A 23959-nucleotide genomic window follows, 5' to 3' on the forward strand; every position below is an offset into this window, starting at 1 on the left:
GAATAGTAAAGTAGCGTTGTATCAGACCTCTATATCCACGATTTTAGTTCCCAGAAGATAGGCAGCTCCGTATACAGCCAGACACATACTCATAACGATTCTGCCAATAGGGGTAGTATACATTTCCGACAGAAGAGAGGGAAATGTAAATTGAAGATACAAGATGATTCCCGCAGGCATCAGACTCATAATGGTCTGTTCATATTTTTTTGCAGCAATTCCTGCGTCTATTTCCTGCTTCGTATCTATTTTTTCGCTTAATGTACGCCATATGTCCTGCAAAACCTGATCCAGATTTCCTCCAGTTCGTTTGGCGATTCTAATTACATGGGCAAAGGTTTCTATATCTTCAATTCTGCTTCTGCTTCCGAGGTCTGTGAATAAATCTTCTACACTGACCTTTAGCTGTATCTGATTGTACATTGCATGGAGTTCCCTTACCATTACATCGGATTTCCCATAGGTATGTAGCAGATCCAGATAAGCCTCATGTAAAGCGTTTTCCAGGGAATACCCGGTACGGATTGCAGTGTGCAGGGCAGATACGGCATCTTTGAAATGATAATATAATTTTTGCCGTAAGATCCTCAGCTTACGTCTTTGCTGTTCTTTCAAATAAATCCATCCTGCGGGGAGGATAAGCAGCATACCCCAGATGCTTCGGTAGAACAGATAATTTAATATCAGAGATAAGGCAATTATCTGAAGTGCTATATAAGTCCATTCTCTTGCTGAAAAGACATATCTGTCATAACGTTGTTTCATAGCCCTGCCCTCTTCAGTTTTTCTCTGTGCAGCAAGGAATTTGTCTGCATCAGGGCACCACCCTTTCGTTCGTATAAGGTGTGAAACCTAACTTCTTCCTGTTCCAGTCCCAGAACCTCTGCAATTTCTTCTACCCTGCGCCTGCCTTGAGTATCCCGGCCAAGATGTATTAGAATTTCAACTCCGGAGGCTATTTGGCGGCGAATCGCAGGCAGTGGAAGTTCCATGCCCATCAGTACCATCATTTCCAGACGGCTGATCATCTCGCCAGCTGAGTTTGCGTGTGCTGTCGCCATACTTCCATTATGACCCAGATTTAGGGAAGTGATATAAGATCTGGCTTCTCCGCCGCGGATTTCGCCGACAATAATACGGTTCGGACGCATGCGGAGAGCTGATTTTATCAAATCATCCATGGTAATCTCAAGGCTCTCACCCATATTGGAGGTCCTGCTTTCGAGGCGGACCAGATTACTGACATTTTGTATCTGGAGTTCAGCGTTGTCTTCAATGGTAATAACTCTTTCGGCGGATGGAATAAAGTAAGAAAGTGCATTTAGAAAAGTTGTCTTTCCTGAAGAGGTGCCCCCTCCTATCATAATGGAATAGCCTGAGACAACAAGCTTTTGAAGAAAATCTGCGGCTTCCTGAGTAAGGCTTTCGCCTGAGACAAGACTTGACATAGTAATGGGAGAATCAGGGAAACGTCGGATGCTGATGATGGGGCCATTCAATGCAATGGGCTTTAAAACAACATTCACTCTGGAACCGTTTTCCAGTCTTGCATCTACAATCGGTATTTGTTCATTGACAACCCGGTTGCATTGCCCTACAATTTGCTGTATTACGTCGTCCAGCTTATCGGGCGATGAAAACTGGCGGTCATATTTCTGAATGATTCCTCCCCGTTCAACAAATATGTCCTGATATCCATTTACCATGATTTCTGTAATCTCATCATCGTCAATTAATTCCTGAAGTACATCCAGTTTTCGTATGGAGTCAAACAGTTCTCTGCGTAAGCGATTCTTTTCTGTAATCGTGAGGGGGGTATCCTTTCCGTCTTTTAACACCAGTTCATCAATGCAGTCCAGAATTTCCTGATCATCAATTTCTCTGCTCATATCAAGCTGCTGCAGTAGTTGGTTTCTAAGTTCCTCCATGTGTTTCAAAACAAATTCTCCCTTCTGCGCATTTCCCGAATATGGTCGCCCAGCTCACTCCAAACCAGATTTTCAATATAGGATCTTCCCGTATGGTTTGTGGTATGAAATGGGGGCTTAATCTTTTGAATCTTTTTCGGCAGACTGTCGTGTCCCCAGACATGCAGCAGATGTTCAAACTGTGCAATCTTAGCTATAGAAAATGCATCGCTGCGGATGGGAACATAAATTTGCTCACAGGATTCGAGAATCCGGAACAGCTCATGAACACCGTCCCCAAGGTCCAATATCAAAATTTCGTAGCTGCTATCTTTAACAATCATATCTATGAGTGACATCCACTCCTCACAGGTGGTGCACTGTATATCCATGGGGCATAGTGCGGGTGGGACGAAGTCCAGGTTTTGTATGCTCTGGACCATCCCTCCCAATTTGTAGGGGAGATTTACATTTTCCTGACGCAGAAAATAAAGGAGATCACTTAAGGTATGATCAAAATTCTGTTCAAGCAGAAGGTCAAAGCCTGAGAAATTTTCAAGATTCAGATACAGAACGGCCCGGTCTTTTGCAAGTATCTGACCCAGAGTCAGTGCAAAGGAGGTCTTTTGCGTCCGCCCTATTGGAGAGTAGACTCCGATAATCTGTGTTTCATGTTTTAATACAGGAGTTTCCTGATGTGGTTCTTTGTCTGCTCCATAACAGCTCATAACCTCCCGGATGACGTTGTCGGAAGACTGGTACTTGTATACACTTGGGTATTGATCCAGCTCTGGATGATGAACACCCTCAGATAGTACGATTAGCATATTTACCTTTAGCTGCTTCACCGCATCATTGATGGCCTTTCCAGATATAAGAAGAATCTCAATCGGATGCTCCCGGGCGTAGCTGCAAAGAACTTCGGGGCCGGTAAAAGCCTGAACTTCGAATGGGATATTTTTCTTATGGTTTAAGTACTCCATAAAATTATAAGCGTATTCCACCTCAAGATCACATACGGCAAATATACTTTTATGTCTGTTCATATCAATAAAAACCTCCTATCCACAATAGAACTCCTATTAAGACTGCCACGGAAAAGTGCAGATGCTCCGGGCGGTTCTTGCCAGGCAGACGGTATGAAATTCTCTGCTTTAAGTGAATAAACCGCTGGAAATAAGTTATGAAATATTGCATGCGGTCGAATAACGAATGACAGAAAATTAAGAATGCGAAGGAAAGTATCGCTCCACATAAAAAAGAATAGAGAATGCATATAAATATCTTACCAGGCCCCATAAATACGCCCAGAACAGATAAAAGCTTAATATCACCCGCGCCTAACATTCTTGCAGTAAACAACGGGAACAGCATCACTATGGGGAGCAGGGCTCCGGACAGAAGATAAGGAATCTGGACAGCTCCGTTCAGAAAGAGCTGAAACAAAATGCCGGCAGTCCAGCCTGTCAGAATCCAGTTATTGGGTATCTTCTCGTCTTTTAAATCCATATATACCGCTGCAGTAGTCAATAATAAAGCCAGGAATTCCCCATATACATCACCTCCTGTGAAATTATTAAAAAAGGATGATTCATCTTGCAGATAAAATGCAGATTAGAAAAGAAATCAATGATTTGCAATTGGAATGTTTTGGATGAAGTTGATTATACCCAGATTTTAGCATTTTGTCCAGCAAAATAATGCACAAAAAAATAGGAAAATTTTCTCTCTATTTTTTTTATCTATATATAATTTCTAATAGATTGATTTTTAACAAATTATTCATTATAATCATAGTGAATAACAATTTTCAGAGGTAGATACATGGGATCAGAGAACTATAATGAAGATATCATAGACGAGATGCGAAGAAGTCCGGTATGCTGGATGAATTATATTATAATTGGGATCAATATTGTGGTATTTGCGTTGGTGGAGGCAACAGGAAGTTCACTGGATGCAGCGCATATGGTGGATTGGGGGGCCGCATATACTCCACTGATTAAGCAGGGAGAATTTTACCGTTTGTTTACCTGCATGTTTCTTCACTTTGGAATTGAGCATTTGTTTAATAATATGTTTTTGCTGTTTTTTGTGGGATATTATCTGGAACAATATGTGGGAAAGATAAGGTATTTGATTATCTATCTGGGAGGTGGGCTGCTGGGCAGCCTCGGTTCCTGGGCAATGGAAGTGTCACAGGGAACAGAAATTGTATCGGCGGGCGCATCGGGAGCAATATTTTCTGTGCTGGGAGCCCTTGTTATTATAGTCTGGCACTACAGGGGCCATAAAGGGAATCTCAGTGTGAGACGTTTACTTGCAATGATTGCATTATCTGTCTATGTAGGATTCCGTTCTACGGGTGTAGATAATCTGGCCCATGTAGGCGGACTTCTTGGGGGAGCCTTTCTGGCACTTTTTCCTGTTCGTTTTAAGAAATCGGAAAATGAAGTGTAAACTCTGTCCCCTCTTCTGGAACGGATATTACGGATATGGAACCGTTGTGCCCTTTCATGATCTCTTCACAAATAGCCAGACCAAGCCCGTTTCCGTCTTTTTTATAGGTTACGAAAGGATGGAAGATGGTATCCATCTGTTCTTGCGTAATGCCGCAGCCATTGTCAGAGCATTTGATATCAATATTATCACCATCGCAAGTCAGGCTGATAGTGATTCTCCCCTCATTTGGGGCGATAGCCTCTGCAGCATTGCGAATCAAATTTGAAAACAGCTGATTCATTTTAACAGGATCCAGTTTGATTCTTGGGATAGCGGATTCTTTTTGAAGCACAAGATCTATACCATCCTTTTTTAACATTTCCCGTGCAGATTCAGTAAATTTCACAAGAAACAGGTAAAGATTTATCTCATCTTTGCAAAGATTGGCTGCGTGGTTATAATCTGTAAGCTCGTCCAACAGAGATCGAAGAATCGTCATATTTTCTTCGATTTTGTCATAATAATTGTACGTGGCGACTTCCGGATGATCTTGTACCATTAGCTGCAGGAAACTGTTGATCAGTGTTACCGGATTTCTCACCTCGTGTGAGAATTTTGACAATGTGTAGTTATATTTTTCATCTTTCATGTATATCACCTCTTTAAGTACAGTTTAGCACCTGAAGGCATAATAATCAAACAAAAAAGTTTTTGTTTTTTTGACAAAAAGTGACAAAAAGATGATAAGATAGAAACAAAAGAGTTGTATTTTATGCTTTTTTACAGATACTTAATGCAAATATAAAATTGGAGGTAAAATTATGGACTGTATTTTTTGCAAAATTGCCAATGGCGAGATTCCTTCTGCAACATTGTATGAAGATGAGAATTTTCGGGTGGTGTTGGATATAGGACCGGCATCCGTTGGGCATACACTGATTCTACCTAAAAAACATTATGAAGATGTTTATGAGTTGCCGGATGAGCTGGCAGCTAATGCGTTCTGCCTGGCTAAGAGGACTGCAAATGCTTTGAAGCGGGGGCTGCATCCGGAAGGGCTGAATATACTTCAGAATAATGGAAGCATGGCAGGACAGACGGTATTTCATTTTCATATTCATCTGATTCCCAGATATCGGGAGGATCAGATTGCATTGTCATGGGAACCGGGGGTGTTGGAGGAAAGTGACAAAAAAAAGATCATAAAAAAAGTAAGAGAACAATTTTAACTTGCAGGACTTGACATGAAGAAGACAGAATTTAGGGAAATTTATGACCAGTACCATTCTCTTGTGACAAAAATTGCCTATGATGTTATTGAGGATTTTCAATTGGCGCAGGATATCACGCAGGATGTATTTGTCAGTCTATATCTGAATAGAAACAGCATTGACATGCAAAGAGTGAAAGGATGGCTGATTACCTGTACCACCAGAAAGGCAATCGATTACAGGAGGAAAACCTATTATGAGTGGGAAGTGGTAGGAAAAGAGGATATTACTTATTTGGGAAGTGATACCATTTCGGCAGAGTGTGAAGTTCTTAAAAGGGAGATTTTATCTCAAATATTGGCAGAGCTCTACCAAAAGAACAGACAATGGTTTTACATAATTATGAAAATTGATATTGAAGGAGAAAAACCGGAAGCTGTTGCCAATGAGATGGGCATTACTTTGAATAACCTCAGAGTCAGACATCATCGCGCAAAAAAATGGCTGAGTCATAGATATACTGAAAAATAAGTCTTCTATGCCGGATTATCGAAGCTATGTTCCCCAGAGGCAGCTACTCCTCTGGGAAATTCTTTATGAGCAGGTTTCTATTAAATCCATAATCACTTGAATAGAATCGGTATGACTGCTGTTTTTCATGGCGGTTATATACCGGTTTCTATCCGCATATAATTCTTTGATTGCATCTAAAAGTTTCTGGGAGGTAAGCGATTCTTCTTCAAGTACCATACTGTATCCCTGCCTTTCAAAGGAGCGGGCATTCAAAATTTGATCGCCCCTGCTAGCCTTTGCGGATAAGGGAATCAAGAGGTTTGGCTTGGCCAGAGAACTGATTTCACATATGGCGTTAGCGCCGGCGCGGGAGATCACCAGATCTGCAAGGGCAAACATATCGGGAAGCTCTTTTTTAATATATTCATACTGAACATAACCGGTAACCCCTTCCAAAGACGCATCGACCTTTCCCTTTCCACAGAGGTGTATAATCTGGAAATCTTTGAGAAGTTCGGGTAAGATGGATCGCACTGCATCATTCACAGAGGCAGACCCCAGACTTCCTCCGATTACCATAATAACAGGTTTATTGGCAGTAAAGTTGCAGAAGTTCAGCGCATTCAGTTTATTCCCTGCAAGAAGTTCACGCCGAATGGGCGTCCCGGTCAAAACAGCCTTTTCTTCAGGAAGAGAGGCGAGAGTCTCGGGGAAATTACAGCAGATTCTGGCTGCGGAGGGTATACATAATCTGTTAGCCAGGCCTGGGGTCATATCCGATTCATGTATGATGACCGGAATTTTAAGACGCTTCGCAGCAAGAACAACAGGAACGGCAACAAATCCGCCTTTTGAAAATATAATATCGGGGGACAGGTCTTTCAGATGTTTTTTTGCATTACTGAAACCTTTTAATACGCGAAACGGGTCCGTAAAGTTTTTTATATCAAAATAACGGCGTAATTTGCCGGACGAAATTCCATAATAGGGAATATCCAGTTCCTCTATTAATTTTTTCTCTATCCCTTCATAAGAACCAATATAAGAGATCTGATAACCGGATTTTTTTAAGAAAGGTATTAATGCTATATTAGGTGTTACATGCCCGGCGGTACCGCCGCCTGTCAGAACAATGTGTTTCATGAAGAGCCTCCTGGTATATACAGAATTAGTCATTACAATTCAGTATACAATCATGTGAGGAGGAGGGCAAGAGGAAAAACAAGAAGAATAATAATAAAATTTGGAGAAAAATGTAATTTATTGGAATATAAAACGTATTCTTTAAGTAATGTAAGACTAAATATAAGATAAAGGAGGGGAAAACTTCAATTAATGGGTACCGATTAATTTGCCTGAAGTACAATCCGGTATTTGTGGCATGGGCGCTCTTACATTACTGCCGCAGAAAGGATGGTTCCGCAGGCATAAGGAAATGGGGCAAGGCGCGCCCCGATTTCAACTATAATTCCAAACACACGAATTACAGATAGCAGATGTAAGTACCTCGGCAGATGAGAATTTTCCGGGTTGTTCTTTGTCTGCTATTTGTACGTTATTATAAAAATATTTTTTAAATTTATCCAAATTCAGGGCATTTTGAGGTATACTAAAAGTAGCTACACAATCAGACGAACTGAAAGGGGAGGTTGCTATATGCTGATTACATTTTTAGGTGCAGCCCATGAAGTGACTGGGAGCTGTTATTATCTGGAAGCATGCGGGAAACGTTTTCTGGTGGATTGTGGTATGGAACAGGGTCCTAACGTGTTTGAAAACGAACCGATACCGGTGCCTCCGTCAAATTTGGACTTTGTACTGCTGACCCATGCGCACATAGATCATTCCGGGAATCTTCCTGCAATTTATGCGAAGGGATTCAGGGGACTTGTATATACCACTGAGGCAACAGCGGATCTTTGCGATATCATGCTCCGTGACAGTGCCCATATACAGATGTTCGAGGCTGAATGGAGGAACAGGAAAAACAAGAGACGTGGGAAAGAAGAGTTTATCCCGGCATATACGATGCAGGATGCTATGGGAGTGATCCGTAATATAAAGGGCTACTCTTATAATCAGATTCTTGATATAAGCCCAGGCATTCAAGTGCGTTTTATCGATGCAGGGCATCTGCTTGGATCTGCAAGTATTGAACTTTGGCTTACAGAAGGAGATGTAACCAGAAAAATTGTATTTTCGGGCGATATAGGAAATCTGAACCAGCCACTGATAAAAAACCCTACTTATATAAAAGAGGCTGATTATGTTGTAATGGAGTCCACATATGGCGATAGAAGCCACAAAGCACCGCCTGATTATGTGAAGTCCCTGGCCAATATTTTACAGGAAACCTTCTCCAAGGGAGGGAATGTTGTAATACCGTCCTTTGCCGTAGGCAGAACCCAGGAGTTGTTATATTTTATGCGGCAGATTAAGGAGCAGAAGTTAATTCAGGGAGCAGGAAACTTCAAGGTCTATGTTGACAGTCCATTGGCTGTTGAGGCAACAAATATTTTTCAGGAGCATGATGCAGAGTGTTTCGATGAGGAAGCGGCAGAACTGATCCGCAGTGGAATTGACCCCATCAGATTTCCGGGGCTTCGCATCTCTATTACCAGTGATGAATCAAAGGAAATTAACTTCGACAATGACCCCAAGGTAATTATATCCGCCAGCGGAATGTGTGATGCAGGGCGCATCAAGCATCACCTGAAACATAATCTCTGGAGAGAGGAGTGTACGATATTATTTGTAGGATATCAGGCAGTGGGCACTCCGGGAAGGGCTTTGACAGAAGGGGCTGATACCATACGTTTGTTTGGTGAAGCCGTACAGGTAAATGCCAGAATTATGATGCTGCAAGGTATCAGCGGGCATGCCGATAATAAGGGGCTGATGCAGTGGGCCTCATCTTTTGAAGAACATCCGAATCAGGTTTTTGTCACGCATGGGGAAGAGAATGTCTCCGAAATTTTTGCAGAGCGGCTGAGGAGGGAACTTCAATATGAAGTAACTGTGCCTTACAGCGGTACAGTATATGATTTGAAGGAAAATAAAGTGGTATCCGCACCCACACCAGTCCGTATTGAAAAGGCAAGGCAGGTGGATGCCAGAAAGAGTGCTGTATATGCCCGGTTGTTAGCTGCAGGTGAACGGCTCATGGCTGTCATCCGGCATAATGAGGGAGGGGCCAATAAGGACTTGTCTAAATTCGCTGATCAGATCAATAATCTCTCCGATAAATGGGACAGATGATATAGCAAAGGGGTTTGCATATGTGCGAACCCCTTTGCTATTACTTCATTATAATGCCTGCTTTAATGCCTGAGCAAGCTGATCCGGACATGAAGTTTTCTTAAAGCCGCAGGGAATCCCTTCCAGCTTTTCGATTGCTTCCTTTGCATCCATACCTTCAATCAGCGAGCAGATGCCCTTTAAGTTCCCATCGCATCCTCCGGTAAAGTTTACATTATGGACTTTTCCGTCGGTCAGGTTAAACTCGATTTGCTTACTGCAGGTACCATGGGTTTTATATACCATACCATCATCTCCTTCGTTGTAAAACAGCAAATATCATGCTATGATGTAAGGGTCAAAAGGTATTTTGACCCTATAATAGTATCAGTATATCAGTTATAGATAGAATATTCCAGTATTAATTAAAGCGGCAGGAGGATTTTGAAAGATGAACTTAATCGGTATCATAGGTGCGATGGAAGAAGAAGTTGAAAAGCTAAAGCAGCAAATGACTGCGGTTTCGGTCAGGAATAAGGCTTCCATGGCATTCAATAAGGGCAGACTGAATGGAAAAGATGTGGTAGTAGTACGTTCTGGAATTGGTAAAGTCAATGCAGGTATTTGTACCCAGATACTTATAGATGATTATAAAGTAGATGCAATCATTAATACCGGGATTGCCGGTTCTCTGAAGAACGAGATCAATATTGGAGATATCGTAGTTTCTACCGATGCGCTTCAGCACGATATGGATGCAACGAATTTCGGATATATCAGGGGACAGATTCCGAGGATGGATGTACTGGCTTTTCCGGCGGATGAAAAACTGACAAGTCTGGCCTGTGAGGTATGCCGGGAGGTAAATCCTGAGATCGCTGTATTTGCAGGCAGGGTGGTAAGCGGTGATCAGTTCATCTCCGACAAGGATGTAAAAAAACGCATTATCAATGACTTTGGAGGCTGCTGTACAGAGATGGAGGGAGCTGCAATTGCACAGGGGGCATATCTGAATCGGATTCCCTACGTGGTGATTCGGGCGATTTCAGATAAAGCTGACGACAGTGCTTCCGTGGATTACCCAACATTCGAGCGGAAAGCTATCAGACATTGTGTCAATTTAGTGGAGAATATGGTAAAAAGGCTGTAAAAGAAAAGAATCTGTCGGCATTTGACGAACGATTTTTATGCAAAAAATCATATCTGCGGTATATAATGACAGTACCAAAACGCAAGGGGGTATCATAATGCTGCAGATATGCATTGACATGAATTTATTTCAATACGGTATGATAGCGGCTGGCATCGTGGGGGTATGGTGTCTGTTCTGGAGTAATCATTTTTATAATATGGCAATTCATGATCTAAAACGAAAAGACAAGCCTAAGGGTAAGTGGACGGCCAGGATATTGGAAGAGAGTAAGGGCAGGCAGATTGATAATGCCGATTCATTTATCAGGACAAGGTTATCAGATGCAAGACAAGGCGGCACCCAGATCGGGAGGCTGCAACAGGTAGAAAATGTTGTATTATGTATGTGTGTGGTCCTATTCGCTCTGGCGGGATACGGAGTGATTCAATATCATTATGAAATGTATGTATTATGGCGGCATGGACTGCTGGCCGGCAGCATTGCTTCAGCACTTGTGATGCTGAGGTTTTGTTTAAATCAATCGGAGAAGGAAGAACGGTTGGTGGACGGATGGCGGGATTACTATGAAAATACGATTGTCCGGGATATGAATCTAGTCAAGGGAAGGGCCCGGGAACGGGCGCAGCCGGAGACTTTTCCTGCTACTGACCAGGAACGGGCTAATATTAAGAAAATAAAAGAAAAACGAGCGGAGCAGCACAGCCGGACTGAGGAACAGATTACTCAGATAGAAAAGGGAATCCGGGAAGCGGCTGCATCAGACAGCCGCTTTGCAGGTGTATTGACTCCGGACGAAGAAAAGCTGTTCCGGGAGGTAATCAGGGAGTATCTGAATTAGGCCTGCTTTTGGTTGACTGAAAGGCCGGGGTTTGATAAACTAAACTTAGCCTGAACTATAATAATTGATAGAGTCCAGAGCCAAAGGAGATAAAAGATATGGGAACAAAAGTGACGTTTGATTATTCAAAGGCGATGAAGTTTATCCGCGATGAAGAAGTGGCAGCATTTGCCGGGATTACAGATACGGCAAAGAAAGTATTAGTTTCAAAGAGCGGACAGGGAAATGATTTCCTTGGGTGGATTGACCTTCCGGTCGAGTATGACAAAGACGAGTTTGCCCGTATAAAGAAGGCAGCAAAAAAAATTCAGAATGATTCCGAGGTACTGCTGGTGATAGGTATCGGAGGCTCTTACCTGGGAGCGCGTGCAGCAGTAGAATTTTTAAGACATGGATTTTATAATAACATATCAAGAGAACAGCGTAATACGCCTGAAATCTACTATGTGGGTAACAGCATCAGCAGCAGTTACATAAAGGCGCTGACTGATGTGGTCGGAGATAGAGATTTTTCTGTAAACATCATTTCAAAGTCCGGAACCACGACGGAGCCGGCAATTGCTTTCCGTATCTTCAAAGAGATGCTGGAAAAGCGCTATGGAAAGAAAGAAGCAGCTAAGAGGATTTATGCAACCACAGACAGTGCAAAGGGAGCGTTGAAAAATCTATCCGATGAAGAGGGATATGAAACCTTCGTAGTTCCGGATGACGTAGGGGGACGATTCTCCGTGTTGACCGCAGTAGGTCTGCTTCCGATAGCAGCAAGTGGTGCAGATATCGATAAATTAATGGAAGGTGCAGCGAGCGGACGCGAGATGGCATTGAACGCGCCATATGAAGAAAATGATGCGCTTAAGTATGCTGCAATCCGTAACATTCTTCACAGAAAAGGAAAATCTGTGGAAATACTGGCTAACTATGAGCCAAGCCTTCATTATGTATCTGAGTGGTGGAAGCAGCTCTATGGTGAGAGCGAGGGAAAAGATCAAAAAGGGATTTTTCCCGCATCTGTGGATCTGACCACAGACCTTCACTCCATGGGACAGTTCATACAGGACGGTTCCAGGATTATGTTTGAAACTGTATTAAATATTGAAAAATCTAATGTAGAATTGAAAATCAGTGAGGAGCCCGTAGATCTGGACGGACTTAACTATCTGGCAGGGAAGACCGTAGACTTTGTCAATAAAAGCGCCATGAACGGAACGATTCTGGCCCATACAGACGGTAACGTACCCAACCTGAAGGTTGATATTCCGGAGCAGAACGAGTTCTACCTGGGACAATTGTTTTATTTCTTTGAGTTTGCCTGCGGTGTCAGCGGCTATATATCCGGCGTGAACCCATTCGATCAGCCGGGTGTGGAAAGCTATAAAAAGAACATGTTCGCACTTTTGGGCAAACCGGGATTTGAAAAAGAACGCGAGGAGTTATTAAAAAGATTATAATCGATTTTTATATACTCTGAGCAGATAACCGGATGCTCAGGGGATTCGGAGTTATTCTGTAACGTAGCCTGCAAAACCGGCAGAATATCTCCGGATTGCACATAGAAACATCCTCTATATGGTTAAACCTAAAAGAGGCCAATCGCGGCCTCTTTTAATTCATCCTTCTTCTATGACCTGTATTTCCAGATAGTCAAAATCTATATGATCAATAAAATGATCCTGGTCAAATCTGGTTTTTGCGTGTTTTTTAAATTCTGCGATATTCTTGTCCAACCATATTGGCTTACTTAAATCCCAGTTATCACAAATTTCATTTAAAGAATCAAATACTTTATCAGTTCTGGAATCAGAGGTATCATTACAGATTGTCTGGTCTTCCATCATTTTATTATTTTTAATTAACTTTCCCCACATACGAAACATATCTGTGCATCCTTTCAAATGTTCTATTATTCTAAGTATATCATGAACTTTAAAAATTCTTAATGTTTTTTTTAAATGGAAATAAATATTTACTGTTATGCTATCAGTAAATCGATATTTAAGCTATACTGTAGATGCGCACTACGGATAGCAAGTAAAATGAGGAGAGAGTGAAATGAACATACTGGTATGTGATGATGACAGAGAAATTGTGGATGCAATTGAAATCTATCTGAGTCAGGAGGGATACCATATCCTGAAGGCATATGATGGGATTCAGGCTGTACAGATGCTAGAAAAGGAGGATATACAGTTATTGATTATAGATGTAATGATGCCGAGGTTAGATGGTATTCGGGCCACTTTGAAAATAAGAGAAAAAAGCACCATACCAATTATTATCCTTTCAGCAAAATCAGAGGATGTGGATAAAATCCTGGGGTTGAATATAGGGGCTGATGACTATGTTACGAAGCCCTTTAATCCGCTTGAGCTTGTGGCAAGAGTAAAATCACAGCTGCGCCGCTATACAAAGCTGGGCAACATGGCGGGAGCAGAAGGGCAGGATATCTATCAGGTGGGAGGCCTCGTGATCAATGATGATTTGAAAGAGGTCAGTATGGAGGGAGAATCCGTAAAATTGACACCGATTGAATATAATATTCTGCTGCTTCTGGTAAAAAACCCAGGAAAAGTATTTTCTATAGAACAGATATACGAGAGCATCTGGAATGAAGATGCAATCGGTGCCGATAATACAGTTGCTGTTCATATACGTCATATACGTGAAAAAATTGAGATTAACCCCAAGGAACCCCGCTATCTGAAGGTGGTCTGGGGAATTGGATATAAGATTGAAAAAGTCTGAGAAAGGAAAAATTAATGGCAGAAGGAAATAAAGAGGGTAACATAACAAGCAGAACAAAACCGTTTTTTGGAATGCCTGCGAAGCTGCTTGTTTTTTTGGGACAGCTGCTATGTGTATTTGTCTTTGCACTTTCCATAGGGATTTTAATACTTTTACTCTATGCCGGATTCTCTCCGAATGAGATTGGCGAAAGTGAGCGTTATTTGGAGACTGAAGGCTGCGGGAAAAGGCTGTACAGTGAAATGCATAGTATCGGCGATCAACTCCGGTTGAACCGACGATTTCAGAAAGATGGCATTTTGAATGGAGATAAGGAGGTTGACATTACCCACAGCGAGGTATTGCAGGATGGTTCCGCCGCTTTGGATGAAATATCCCTGAATCCGGAGACGTCTTATACATTGGGTCAGATTCAGGAGTTTTATAATAATGGTTATGCGGATAAATTAGAACAATTGTACTGGGACTATCAGGACGGCAATTATGTGAATACGCTTTCGGGAGACGATTATGGATATTACTATAGCCGATTGAGCAGAGATTACCTGGAAGATACTGAGACGGAATACACAAAAGAAGAGATGCAAAAAGCGGTAGATGCAGCTTTGAAATCGGAGGATTCATCTGCTGCAGCAAGCGAAGACAACTCGGAGATTATCCTGACGGACGGAGAAATTCAGCTGGCGAAAAGTATTCAGGAGCTTTCATCTAAAGATGTAACAACAGTTTCAGATGCCTTTCTATACCTATTTGAAAACGGAGAGGAGCTGGAAAAACAATATCCCAAAACGGTGGCCGGAGGAACGCTGGCAGAATATGCCGCAAGGAGTAAAGGAAATGTTTCCTTACAGGAGCTGTATAGCAGCCTGGTGGAAACTGTAAATGCATACGGTTCTTATACCTCACATGTGGAATTTACAGATAAAACTTATGAAAACAGCAATTTGAGATACTATATAAAAGATGAATCCGGGAATATATTTACCAATGTCTCCGAGTGGAAGGATAAGGGGGTGGATGAGAACGCCGATTTACATGAAGTCTATATCCGATATCAGCGGAAGAATGGAGTTATGACGGATGTAAAGCAAGGAGATGGAGATACCCAGGCCGGAGTATATCTGAAAAATGTCCTTTCAAACCGTGCGGTTCTGGATCAAAATGAAACCGTGTATTTGGGCCTGGACACAAGTTTTCCATATCATGATGATATTTACCAGTTGGCTAAAACCTTCGATACCTATATGCCCTGGGCCAGATTGCTTATTGTATTTTTAATAGTATCAGTTGTCTTGTGGCTGGTTCTGATCGTTTTAGGTACGATTCAGTCAGGACGTAACGCTTATGATAACACAATCCGGCTGTATAACGCAGACCGTATGCCCTCTGAGCTGACATTCATACTGGGGGTTTTTGGAATCGGAATTATTGCTATTGGAGCGGCGGCCGTAGGAGAAAGTGTTGGGAACGAAGCCTCTGTCTGGGTTGTTGTGTTGGCGTCTGTCCTTGCCTCACTGTGTTATGGGATTGGTTTGACCATATACTACAGCTTTGTCCGGAGAATAAAGGGAAAGAACCTGTGGCGGAACAGTATTCTTCACAATATCGTATTTTTTTGCAGGAACATCTATGCAGAGAGAAATACTTCCACAAAGCTTATATTGATTTACGGAGGATTTGTATTTCTTCACTTTGTTTTTCTGACGGGCTTTTCAGGAGCAGGCGTCATGCTATGTCTTATCATGGATGTAATCGTATTGTTTTACCTTATAAAAGAGTCTTCTGAACGTCAGAGTGTGCTGGAAGGGCTTAAGCAGATTGGCTCAGGGGATATGGATTATAAAGTAAGTACCACCAATCTAAACGGAGACAATTTGAAGCTTGCCGAAACAGTCAACAATTTAGGAGAGGGGCTTCAGGCTGCGGTCAATGAAAAGATGAAAAGTGAGCGGTTAAAGGCAGATTTAATTACGAATGTCTCTCACGATATTAAGACGCCACTGACCTCTATTATCAACTATGTTGATCTGCTGAAAAGAGAGAATCTTCAGGAGCCCAGAATCAAGGGATATATTGATATACTGGATGCAAAATCTCAGAGGTTAAAGCAGCTGACGGAGGATCTGGTGGAAGCTTCGAAGGTAAGCTCCGGGAACATCCGGCTGGAATTTATAACATTGAATATTAATGAACTGGTTCAGCAAATGAATGGTGAATTTGATGAAAGATTTAACGGACGTAACTTAAGTATGGTGACGAAACTGTCGGGTGAATTCTTATGTATATCAGCTGATGGACGGCGCATGTGGAGAGTGCTGGAGAATCTTTATGTTAATGTGGTTAAGTATGCGATGCCTGGGACCCGTGTCTATATAGAAACCGGAAGGTTGAATGGCAAGGTATTTTTTACCATAAAGAATGTATCGGAAAATCCCCTGAATATTGAAGCCAGGGAACTGACGGAACGTTTTATCAGAGGGGATGTCTCCAGAAGTACAGAAGGAAGTGGCCTGGGCCTGTCAATTGCCCAAAACCTGACCAGACTCCAGCATGGATCCTTTGATATCTATCTGGATGGAGATCTGTTTAAAGTTACTTTGATGTTTGAAGAGGTTTATGAACAATCTGATACAGCGGAAAAAGAGATGGATGATTAAATCGAATATGCGGTTACCATTCAGCCATGCGCAAAAAATAAAGCATGGCTGATAGTAACTGAATCTATAACAGTCAGATAGTCATTTTCTGAAATACACCATTGATATCAATTCTCCCAAATCCCCAGATATTGTTGGGATATGTGGTAGTGTCGGCCCGGTTTGCACCACGTATAAGCATTCTATTAATATCCCGTCCTGTTATCTGTGAATAATTTCCTCTTATAACCCCCCATTCGAGAAGCATGGCTACAATACCGGCCGAGTGGGCAGCAGCGGCACCTGTACCTGTATAAGAGCCATAACCGCCCACAAGATTTGCGCACGTAAGCTGATAGCCGGGGGCCGCAAGGTCCGGTTTTACCAGCCCAATACTGGTATATCCTCTGCCGGATTCGATTAATATACTGTTACTGTCCTGATTATAAGCGGAGATGGTCAGAACATTCTGTGCATTTCCCGGAGCTGTGATTGTGGTTTCCGGGGAGGACTGCAGAAAAAAAGTCTCCTTTGAAATCAGGTCTCCCGAGGGAAGCCATGAATGGAACGTAAAACTCTCAGTGCTTAAATTTTGTACCTTGAAAATCCAGATGCCTTCCAGTGGATTCCGCATGCGGACCAGAATACACTGATTGCCGGACTCTTGTTCCAGAAGAATGTTATTCACCCAGACGATACTGGATGACAGAAGAAACTCATGACTTACACAGTCTCTCAGCCTGGGATAGATGAGCTGTGTGGATTCGCCCGTGGGAGAGACAATTTCCAGGGTCAGGCTTCCTGTAGAAGAAGTCCAGATTTCCATGGAAAACATGGAATCCAGACTGCTGATCCGCAATTCAAATTCATTAGTAAAAGGGGCGGCGGTTACGTTGGCGAAGTAATGGCGGCGGGCATTTCCTTCATTGCCTGCTGCAGAGGTTATGCCGATCCAGGGATTCTTCGCCAGATAATCGAGATATGTACTGGTGGAGCCCTCCCCGCTGTGCCCGGACTGACTGCATGCCAGTGCAATACAGAGAGAGAGGGGTTGATTTAACGATCGGGAAACCTCCAGAATATATCGGGTTGCCAGCATGATGTCGGATTCCTGGTAGCAGGTAGCTGTTGAAGGAACTAAAAACAATTTCCTAAGGTTCTGCTTGGCCTCTTTTAACTTGACAACAACCAGTCTGGACTGGGGAACTACGCCGCTGAAAGAGTTTGCAGCATCTGTATTCCCGGCCAGGACACTGGCAATCGCCGTTCCATGACCGTTTACGTCGGTAGAGGGTACAACCGAAAGCGGATTTTCATTTTGAAGAGCAATATCGATAACCTCCGAAGTGTACTCCGTACCGTAAGTAAACCCCTGGGGCGGGGTTCCGTCCTGAATTGTCTGATCCCAGATTGAAACAATACGTGTAGTTCGGTCATTATTTATGAAAGCCGGATGCTGATAGTCTATTCCTGTATCTATGATCCCTACAAGCACCCCCTGCCCATACAGAGCCAGATAGGGATTTAACTGAAGGCTTCGTACCCCGGATGCTTCCAGACTGACCAGGGATGCTAAAGTAAAGATAGAAGGAAAGGAATGATACGGGTATCTGCCGAGCATGCACATGTCTGGATTTTCTGAACGCACATGAAGAATAGATTCACGTTCATTAATAGGGGTTATATTTTCACGAAGTTCTGTTGGGGATATAGTAGCATTGTCGACGATCAGATCAATGTATTGTTCATCCAGGATTTTGTCCATATAAATCTCCTAGTTCATTTTTTAAAAAACTTTATTACACTTTATGCCTGATGTCCGTTTAATATGAACTTGATGTTACAGTTTATCAAGAACAATGTAACTCAGCTGATGGTTGAATTGTAAAAGACCGGATGCAATCCAACGCTGAATCACATCCGGCCAAAATACTTATTTTATGATGTTTTGCGAGTCTGTATCTTCTGGATTTTCCCGTTCCAGTTGTTCTAATTCATCCATATGTGCAATTACATCCTGCTCAGTCTGTTCCGCTTCTTCGGGCGGCATATAATTCCTAAAAATCTTATTCAGAAAGATAGAGTTTACATATGCCACAGCAGAAAAACCAAACAAAAACAAAAACAGAATATAAAAAGAAAATACAGTACCCGATGCAAACAGACAAATCAGAGGTGGTCCCACAATCACTGCAAGCATCAGAAGCGTATAGGGCAGATGACGTATGGAAAACAACAAAGAATTTAAAAGCGTGTGTTTAATTGTGTTGTAGAACCTGCTTTGGGATGGAAATACATATAACAGGATAAATACGTATATCAGCAATACAAAATAAAAAACATATTTAATATTCGTAACCGCACCGGTCATGACGTTATTAACAAGATAGATATCCCACGTCAAAAACAGGCCGGCGGCCAGAAGAATCAGCCAGATGATCGTTGACTGCCTGAAGTTTTCTTTAAAAGACTTAAAATAGCTTTTAAATGTATAAGAATCTTCGTTGCGTACCATCTTAATCGTAACATAATACATAGCTGTGATATTCGCCCCAATCGTCACAATGGGAATGGACGTCACAATAAAAATAAGGTTCAGTATCATCAGATCAAATAGTCTGCTCATGACCTGGGAAAATTTGCTGTCAATACTGAAAATTCCACCTAAGCCCATAGTTTTTTGCCTCTTTTCTCTTAATAATTTGTAAGATTATCCGTTCCCAAATCGGAGGCGGATAAAAACCATATAGAAAAGTATAACGAAAAACAGGGAAAAATGCAAATGAATAAACTATAAAAAAAGGATTCGTCAATCTGCATACGAAAAACAGGATTGTTTGTTCAATGTGTCAGAAGTAAATATGGGCAAAGTACATGATAATCAGATTTTACAAAGGTGTCTGACAAAATTTGTTTAATAATGGCATGGTACATGAAAGAGCATTTATGTATACTGGTAGCAGAAGAAAAGATTGGGTGAAAGACCCGTAGAAGTTTAGGAGGAAATGGAAAATGGCAAGCTTATCATTACAGCACATTTGTAAGAAATACCCCAATGGATTTGAAGCGGTTAAAGACTTTAATCTTGACATCGAAGACAAAGAATTTGTTATCTTTGTAGGACCTTCAGGATGTGGTAAATCTACGACCCTTCGTATGATTGCAGGGCTTGAGGAGATTTCTGACGGAACCTTAAAAATCGGTGATAAAGTTATGAACGATGTAGAGCCAAAAGACAGGGATATTGCAATGGTTTTCCAGAACTATGCGCTGTACCCCCACATGACTGTATATGACAACATGGCTTTCGGCTTGAAATTGAGAAAAGTTCCAAAAGATCAGATTGATAAACAGGTTCGTGAGGCAGCTAAGATTCTTGATCTGGAGAAATTGTTAGACCGTAAGCCTAAAGCGCTTTCCGGTGGTCAAAGACAGCGTGTTGCTATGGGACGTGCCATTGTCCGTGATCCGAAAGTATTCCTTATGGACGAGCCGCTGTCAAACCTGGATGCAAAGCTTCGTGTTCAGATGCGTACTGAGATTTCCAAGCTGCATGAAAGACTGGGAGCTACAATTATATATGTAACACATGATCAGACTGAGGCTATGACGCTTGGTACAAGAATTGTCGTTATGAAAGACGGTGTTGTACAGCAGGTTGACACTCCACAGAACCTTTACAACGGACCAGGTAACTTATTTGTTGCGGGATTCATCGGTTCTCCTCAGATGAACCTTATGGATGCAAAAGTGAAAGTTAACGGAAGTGATGTGACACTGACTGTTGGCAAGTATACATTAAAGCTCCCGGCTTCGAAGGCAAAAGCGGTAATTGATGGCGGATATGATGGAAAGACAATTGTTATGGGAATTCGCCCTGAAAATGTCAGCGATTCTCAGATGATGATTGAGACATCCAAAGATAGCGTGATTGAAGCTAAAATCAACGTGTATGAGTTATTAGGTGCAGAAGTTTATCTGTATTTTGACATCGAAGAATTCCCGATGACGGCTCGTGTTGATCCCCGTACGACAGCCAGAACAGGCGATTCGGTTAAATTCGCTTTGGATATGGAAAAAGTACATCTGTTTGATAAAGAGACGGAACTTACAATTACAAACTAGTATAGACGAAATTAAACAACTTGAATATGTTTGAAAGACAACCGAGACAGCTGCAGAATTTTGTGGCTGTCTCTTTTCTATGGGTCACAGTTCAGTTGTCAGTCCGATAACAAAAATGATTTGCCAATTTACAAAAAATACTGTATATTTATGTTAGTTCTTTTGAAAACTAAAAATAGATTCATGGAAAGGAAGTGACTGTTTTGATTACAAGTCAGGTTTTACAAAAAACTATAGATGAATTGAGAAATATAACGAGGATTGATCTGTGTGTGATGAATACGGATGGGAGTACCATCGTCACCACATTTCCGGATAATGAAGTGAATCCGGACAGTATCAGTTCTTTTGTAAATTCGGCAGCAGACAGCCAGGTGGTTCAGGATTATCATTTTTTTAAGGTGAATGATAACCAGAATGTGGAGTATGTTCTGGTAGCGAAGGGAAGCAGTGATGACGCATACATGATTGGAAAGGTAGCTGTATGTCAGATTCAGAATCTTATTATTGCATATAAAGAGCGCCTGGATAAGAATAACTTTGTTCAGAACCTGCTGCTGGACAATCTGCTTTTGGTTGACGTATATAATCGTGCAAAAAAGCTGCGAATCGATACGGAAGCCCGAAGAGTAGTGTATATGATTGAGACAAAGACGGAGAAGGATCTCGGGGCCATGGAAACAGTAAAAACCCTGTTTGCTTCCCGGCCAAAAGACTTTATTACTGCAGTTGAGGAACACAGCATTATAATCGTCAAGGAGATAAAAGATACGGATGATGAGGCTGAAATGGAGCAGACAGCGCACATGCTGGTGGACATGCTGAATGCAGAAGCCATGTCACAGGTTCGTGTATCTTATGGAAATCCGGTGACGGAGATCAAGGATGTATCAAAATCCTATAAAGAGGCGAAGATGGCGCTCGAAGTAGGTAAGATATTTTATGCAGAGAAGAACATTGTTCCATATAGCCGTCTTGGGATTGGTCGTTTGATCTATCAACTCCCGGTTCCACTATGCGAAATGTTTATGAGGGAAGTTTTTGGAGAAGATCTTCCGGATACATTTGATGAGGAGACGCTTGTTACCATTAATAAGTTTTTTGAAAACAGCCTGAATGTATCGGAAACCTCCCGGCAGCTATACGTGCACCGTAATACATTGGTATATCGTCTGGAGAAACTGCAGAAAAGCACGGGTCTGGATATCAGAGTATTTGACGATGCACTGACGTTCAAAATAGCGATGATGGTTGTAAGCTATATGAAATATATGAAAGCGAATGAGTAAATAAAAGACAGAAATGGTAGTGTCAAATGATTTATGAGAAAACCGAGTCAAAAAAGAGGCTCAAACGAACCTTGAAAACTGTAGATATTGATAGCGAATAGCTCTCCGAGGGCTTAGGGCACTGCCCTAAGTACCCGCAAGGGACCAGTCCCTTGACCCGATACGGGCTTTGCCCGAACCCATCCTCGCCGGAAGGCAGGAAAAGGGCGCAGTTGCCCCTTTTCTGCTAGAACAGGATAATCCGTGAACCTTATGTCAAGAAACTTTCGCGGCATATCCTCGTGCGGTGCACTGTGGTATTCCACGGTTTTCTTGACAACGGTTCCGCACCCTTTAGGCAGTTGCTTGATTTTGCATATTTAGAATTGTCTGCTGGCCAAGGAAGATAAGGAGCTGCCATTTACCTGGCATATTCCCGGCACCTTTAAGCAGTTCAACATCATTAAGAATCTTATAGTTGTTGTGTTTGTGAGGACGGAGAAAGTTGTAATAAGCTACCCACAGAGCTAAATCATAGTTGGCACCGTCGATGTTATCAAAACCGTTGGTAGGTCTGTAAGAAGCCTTGTATGTACGGTTGAGCCTTTCAATCATCTGTTTGTATGGTCGGAATTCTTTTGATACTTCATCGTCGTTGGTAAGTCCAATTACCTGGGTAATATCGAACTTAAATTTTTCTCCAAACTCATGGAAAAACTGTTGGGCAGCCAGAGGATAGGCACTATAACCGTCAGCAATGAATTTAAAGTGCTGCGGAAGTTCCTTCAGATGCCTGAAAGCCATTCGCATGGCAAGAATGCAGGGACCGACTCCACGGTTATCAGATACCTGGTAACCAATAATGGAACGGCTGGCAACATCCATGATGAACCAGATATAAGCTTTGATGCCACGGATTTTGATATAGGTCTCATCGGCAGTAAATACTTTGTCGGTTCCGTAATCATAGTTGTCAACGAAAGGCTTGATACACATAGCGGCTGATTTACAGTAGTTGGCAATACTTTGGTGGGAGATGCCGATCCCATAGAGGTCTTTGAGAGCTTGTTTGGTTTTTCGAAGAGAGAGACCAAGGTTCACATGAAGAGTCAGGCACAGAGACATCGTATTGGAATCGAACTTAGTGAATTTAAGAGATGAGGCATTCTTTGGCAGAGAGTTTAAGTCCAGCTTAAAGAAATCCATCGTGAATTCGCGGTAGATGTAATGGAGCTTATATTTGTTTTTGCCATAGTCCTCATCCAGATGCTTTTTATCAACCTTTTTGAGGTTGTGCAGATAATAAGGGCATTTAGGATTCACACATTTATGGATGATAAAGTGTTTGCGGTCTTTCTTGTGAACAAGGCTGTGATTGCAATGAGGGCACTTCAGGACGGAGGTTTTGGAAAAACGGTTCTCCTTAGTGGGAGAAAAATGCGTTTGACAGACCTTACACAGAACCTGGCTTTTCTTCTTGCCATCATTCCACATGAGATAGTCCACAGGGGCATCACATGCAGGGCAGGTACAGTGTTTTGGAATATCACACTCCACCCGGCGAAATACAGGGCGTATAGTTTTGTGGTAGCGCTGCTGGTAATAAGCGATGAGATCCTTCCAGTTCCAGTCCTGCTTGTAGGATATGATTTTGGGAAGCTCATCAATCTTGAATTTCTGGTACTTTGGAGAATGGGAATCATCAAAAGCCCACTGCTTGAGCGGGATGAATCTACAGATAAAGTTAATAAGGTAGCAGATTTGTTTATGTTGGTATTGAATAAGTTGAAGTAAATAAAGTATAATGTCCATGAGCAATGAAATCCTTTCAGGTATTTTGGAGTTTTCGTCGAGGACATTATACCAAAAAAGGGAGGTCATTGCTCT

General features: G+C 42.1%; 22 protein-coding genes. 11 read left to right on the forward strand and 11 right to left on the reverse strand.

Annotation, left to right across the window (positions count from 1 at the left end):
* Positions 1 to 21: 21 nt before the first annotated feature.
* From KNL20_RS00595 to KNL20_RS00610, 4 genes are read right to left on the reverse strand one after another with little or no spacing between them, the layout of a single operon-like run.
* Positions 22 to 765 (reverse strand): type II secretion system F family protein, encoded by a 744-nt coding sequence (locus tag KNL20_RS00595; RefSeq protein ID WP_230398764.1) that lies wholly within the window; start codon positions 763 to 765, stop codon positions 22 to 24.
* Positions 762 to 1928 (reverse strand): CpaF family protein, encoded by a 1167-nt coding sequence (locus KNL20_RS00600; protein ID WP_230400015.1) that lies wholly within the window; start codon positions 1926 to 1928, stop codon positions 762 to 764. Before KNL20_RS00600 ends, KNL20_RS00595 begins: the two co-directional genes overlap by 4 nt.
* A 5-nt stretch (positions 1929 to 1933) precedes the next feature.
* A complete protein-coding gene (locus KNL20_RS00605; RefSeq protein WP_230398765.1) occupies positions 1934 to 2953 on the reverse strand; it encodes a P-loop NTPase family protein in 1020 nt (339 codons plus the stop codon).
* A gap of 1 nt (position 2954) precedes the next feature.
* Positions 2955 to 3437, reverse strand: coding sequence for an A24 family peptidase (locus KNL20_RS00610; RefSeq protein WP_268966525.1), 483 nt, complete (start codon positions 3435 to 3437; stop codon positions 2955 to 2957).
* A gap of 294 nt (positions 3438 to 3731) precedes the next feature.
* On the opposite strand from KNL20_RS00610, the gene KNL20_RS00615 reads away from it, so the two are divergent.
* Entirely contained in the window at positions 3732 to 4367 is a 636-nt protein-coding gene (locus KNL20_RS00615; protein ID WP_230398767.1) for a rhomboid family intramembrane serine protease, read from the forward strand.
* Here KNL20_RS00615 and KNL20_RS00620 read toward each other — a convergent pair.
* On the reverse strand, positions 4342 to 4998 hold the full coding sequence (locus KNL20_RS00620; protein ID WP_230398768.1) for a two-component system sensor histidine kinase NtrB: 657 nt from the start codon (positions 4996 to 4998) through the stop codon (positions 4342 to 4344). The genes KNL20_RS00615 and KNL20_RS00620 overlap by 26 nt on opposite strands.
* A 172-nt stretch (positions 4999 to 5170) precedes the next feature.
* Here KNL20_RS00620 and KNL20_RS00625 point away from each other — a divergent pair, with 172 nt between their 5' ends.
* The gene (locus KNL20_RS00625) at positions 5171 to 5578 is read left to right on the forward strand and encodes an HIT family protein (RefSeq protein ID WP_230398769.1); all 408 of its coding nucleotides are present in this window, start codon (positions 5171 to 5173) and stop codon (positions 5576 to 5578) included.
* A gap of 15 nt (positions 5579 to 5593) precedes the next feature.
* Positions 5594 to 6091, forward strand: a complete 498-nt coding sequence (locus KNL20_RS00630) for an RNA polymerase sigma factor (protein ID WP_230398770.1) — start codon at positions 5594 to 5596, stop codon at positions 6089 to 6091.
* 63 nt (positions 6092 to 6154) lie between these two features.
* On the opposite strand, the gene KNL20_RS00635 is transcribed toward KNL20_RS00630, so the two are convergent.
* Positions 6155 to 7216, reverse strand: coding sequence for an undecaprenyldiphospho-muramoylpentapeptide beta-N-acetylglucosaminyltransferase (locus tag KNL20_RS00635; RefSeq protein WP_230398771.1), 1062 nt, complete (start codon positions 7214 to 7216; stop codon positions 6155 to 6157).
* A 513-nt stretch (positions 7217 to 7729) separates the two neighbouring features.
* Between KNL20_RS00635 and KNL20_RS00640 the strand changes: the two genes are divergently transcribed.
* On the forward strand, positions 7730 to 9331 hold the full coding sequence (locus KNL20_RS00640) for an MBL fold metallo-hydrolase RNA specificity domain-containing protein (RefSeq protein WP_230398772.1): 1602 nt from the start codon (positions 7730 to 7732) through the stop codon (positions 9329 to 9331).
* Between the two features lie 48 nt (positions 9332 to 9379).
* On the opposite strand, the gene KNL20_RS00645 is transcribed toward KNL20_RS00640, so the two are convergent.
* On the reverse strand, positions 9380 to 9616 hold the full coding sequence (locus KNL20_RS00645) for a TIGR03905 family TSCPD domain-containing protein (RefSeq protein WP_230398773.1): 237 nt from the start codon (positions 9614 to 9616) through the stop codon (positions 9380 to 9382).
* 145 nt (positions 9617 to 9761) lie between these two features.
* Between KNL20_RS00645 and KNL20_RS00650 the strand changes: the two genes are divergently transcribed.
* From KNL20_RS00650 to KNL20_RS00660, 3 genes are all read left to right on the forward strand, one after another.
* Positions 9762 to 10460 carry a 5'-methylthioadenosine/adenosylhomocysteine nucleosidase gene (locus tag KNL20_RS00650; protein ID WP_230398774.1) on the forward strand — a complete coding sequence of 233 codons (699 nt, stop codon included), beginning with the start codon at positions 9762 to 9764 and terminating at the stop codon, positions 10458 to 10460.
* 97 nt (positions 10461 to 10557) lie between these two features.
* The gene (locus tag KNL20_RS00655; protein WP_230398775.1) at positions 10558 to 11301 is read left to right on the forward strand and encodes a hypothetical protein; all 744 of its coding nucleotides are present in this window, start codon (positions 10558 to 10560) and stop codon (positions 11299 to 11301) included.
* A gap of 98 nt (positions 11302 to 11399) precedes the next feature.
* On the forward strand, positions 11400 to 12749 hold the full coding sequence (locus KNL20_RS00660) for a glucose-6-phosphate isomerase (RefSeq protein ID WP_230398776.1): 1350 nt from the start codon (positions 11400 to 11402) through the stop codon (positions 12747 to 12749).
* A gap of 159 nt (positions 12750 to 12908) precedes the next feature.
* Here KNL20_RS00660 and KNL20_RS00665 read toward each other — a convergent pair whose 3' ends face one another.
* Complete coding sequence (locus KNL20_RS00665; RefSeq protein ID WP_230398777.1) at positions 12909 to 13175, reverse strand: hypothetical protein; 267 nt, start codon at positions 13173 to 13175, stop codon at positions 12909 to 12911.
* Positions 13176 to 13350: 175 nt separating this feature from the next.
* On the opposite strand from KNL20_RS00665, the gene KNL20_RS00670 reads away from it, so the two are divergent.
* Both KNL20_RS00670 and KNL20_RS00675 read left to right on the forward strand, forming a co-directional pair.
* Positions 13351 to 14043, forward strand: a complete 693-nt coding sequence (locus KNL20_RS00670; protein WP_230398778.1) for a response regulator transcription factor — start codon at positions 13351 to 13353, stop codon at positions 14041 to 14043.
* Positions 14044 to 14057: 14 nt separating this feature from the next.
* Positions 14058 to 16700, forward strand: coding sequence for a sensor histidine kinase (locus tag KNL20_RS00675; RefSeq protein ID WP_230398779.1), 2643 nt, complete (start codon positions 14058 to 14060; stop codon positions 16698 to 16700).
* Positions 16701 to 16773: 73 nt separating this feature from the next.
* On the opposite strand, the gene KNL20_RS00680 is transcribed toward KNL20_RS00675, so the two are convergent.
* Entirely contained in the window at positions 16774 to 18444 is a 1671-nt protein-coding gene (locus KNL20_RS00680) for a S8 family peptidase (RefSeq protein WP_230398780.1), read from the reverse strand.
* Between the two features lie 168 nt (positions 18445 to 18612).
* Positions 18613 to 19353 carry a YesL family protein gene (locus KNL20_RS00685; protein WP_230398781.1) on the reverse strand — a complete coding sequence of 247 codons (741 nt, stop codon included), beginning with the start codon at positions 19351 to 19353 and terminating at the stop codon, positions 18613 to 18615.
* 338 nt (positions 19354 to 19691) lie between these two features.
* On the opposite strand from KNL20_RS00685, the gene KNL20_RS00690 reads away from it, so the two are divergent.
* Both KNL20_RS00690 and KNL20_RS00695 read left to right on the forward strand, forming a co-directional pair.
* Complete coding sequence (locus KNL20_RS00690) at positions 19692 to 20804, forward strand: ABC transporter ATP-binding protein (RefSeq protein WP_230398782.1); 1113 nt, start codon at positions 19692 to 19694, stop codon at positions 20802 to 20804.
* Between the two features lie 203 nt (positions 20805 to 21007).
* A complete protein-coding gene (locus tag KNL20_RS00695) occupies positions 21008 to 22093 on the forward strand; it encodes a PucR family transcriptional regulator (RefSeq protein WP_230398783.1) in 1086 nt (361 codons plus the stop codon).
* 333 nt (positions 22094 to 22426) lie between these two features.
* Here KNL20_RS00695 and KNL20_RS00700 read toward each other — a convergent pair whose 3' ends face one another.
* On the reverse strand, positions 22427 to 23884 hold the full coding sequence (locus KNL20_RS00700) for a DDE-type integrase/transposase/recombinase (protein WP_230397652.1): 1458 nt from the start codon (positions 23882 to 23884) through the stop codon (positions 22427 to 22429).
* Positions 23885 to 23959: the final 75 nt, after the last annotated feature.

The sequence above is a fragment of the Novisyntrophococcus fermenticellae genome (assembly GCF_018866245.1).
GTDB classification, from domain to species: domain Bacteria; phylum Bacillota; class Clostridia; order Lachnospirales; family Lachnospiraceae; genus Novisyntrophococcus; species Novisyntrophococcus fermenticellae.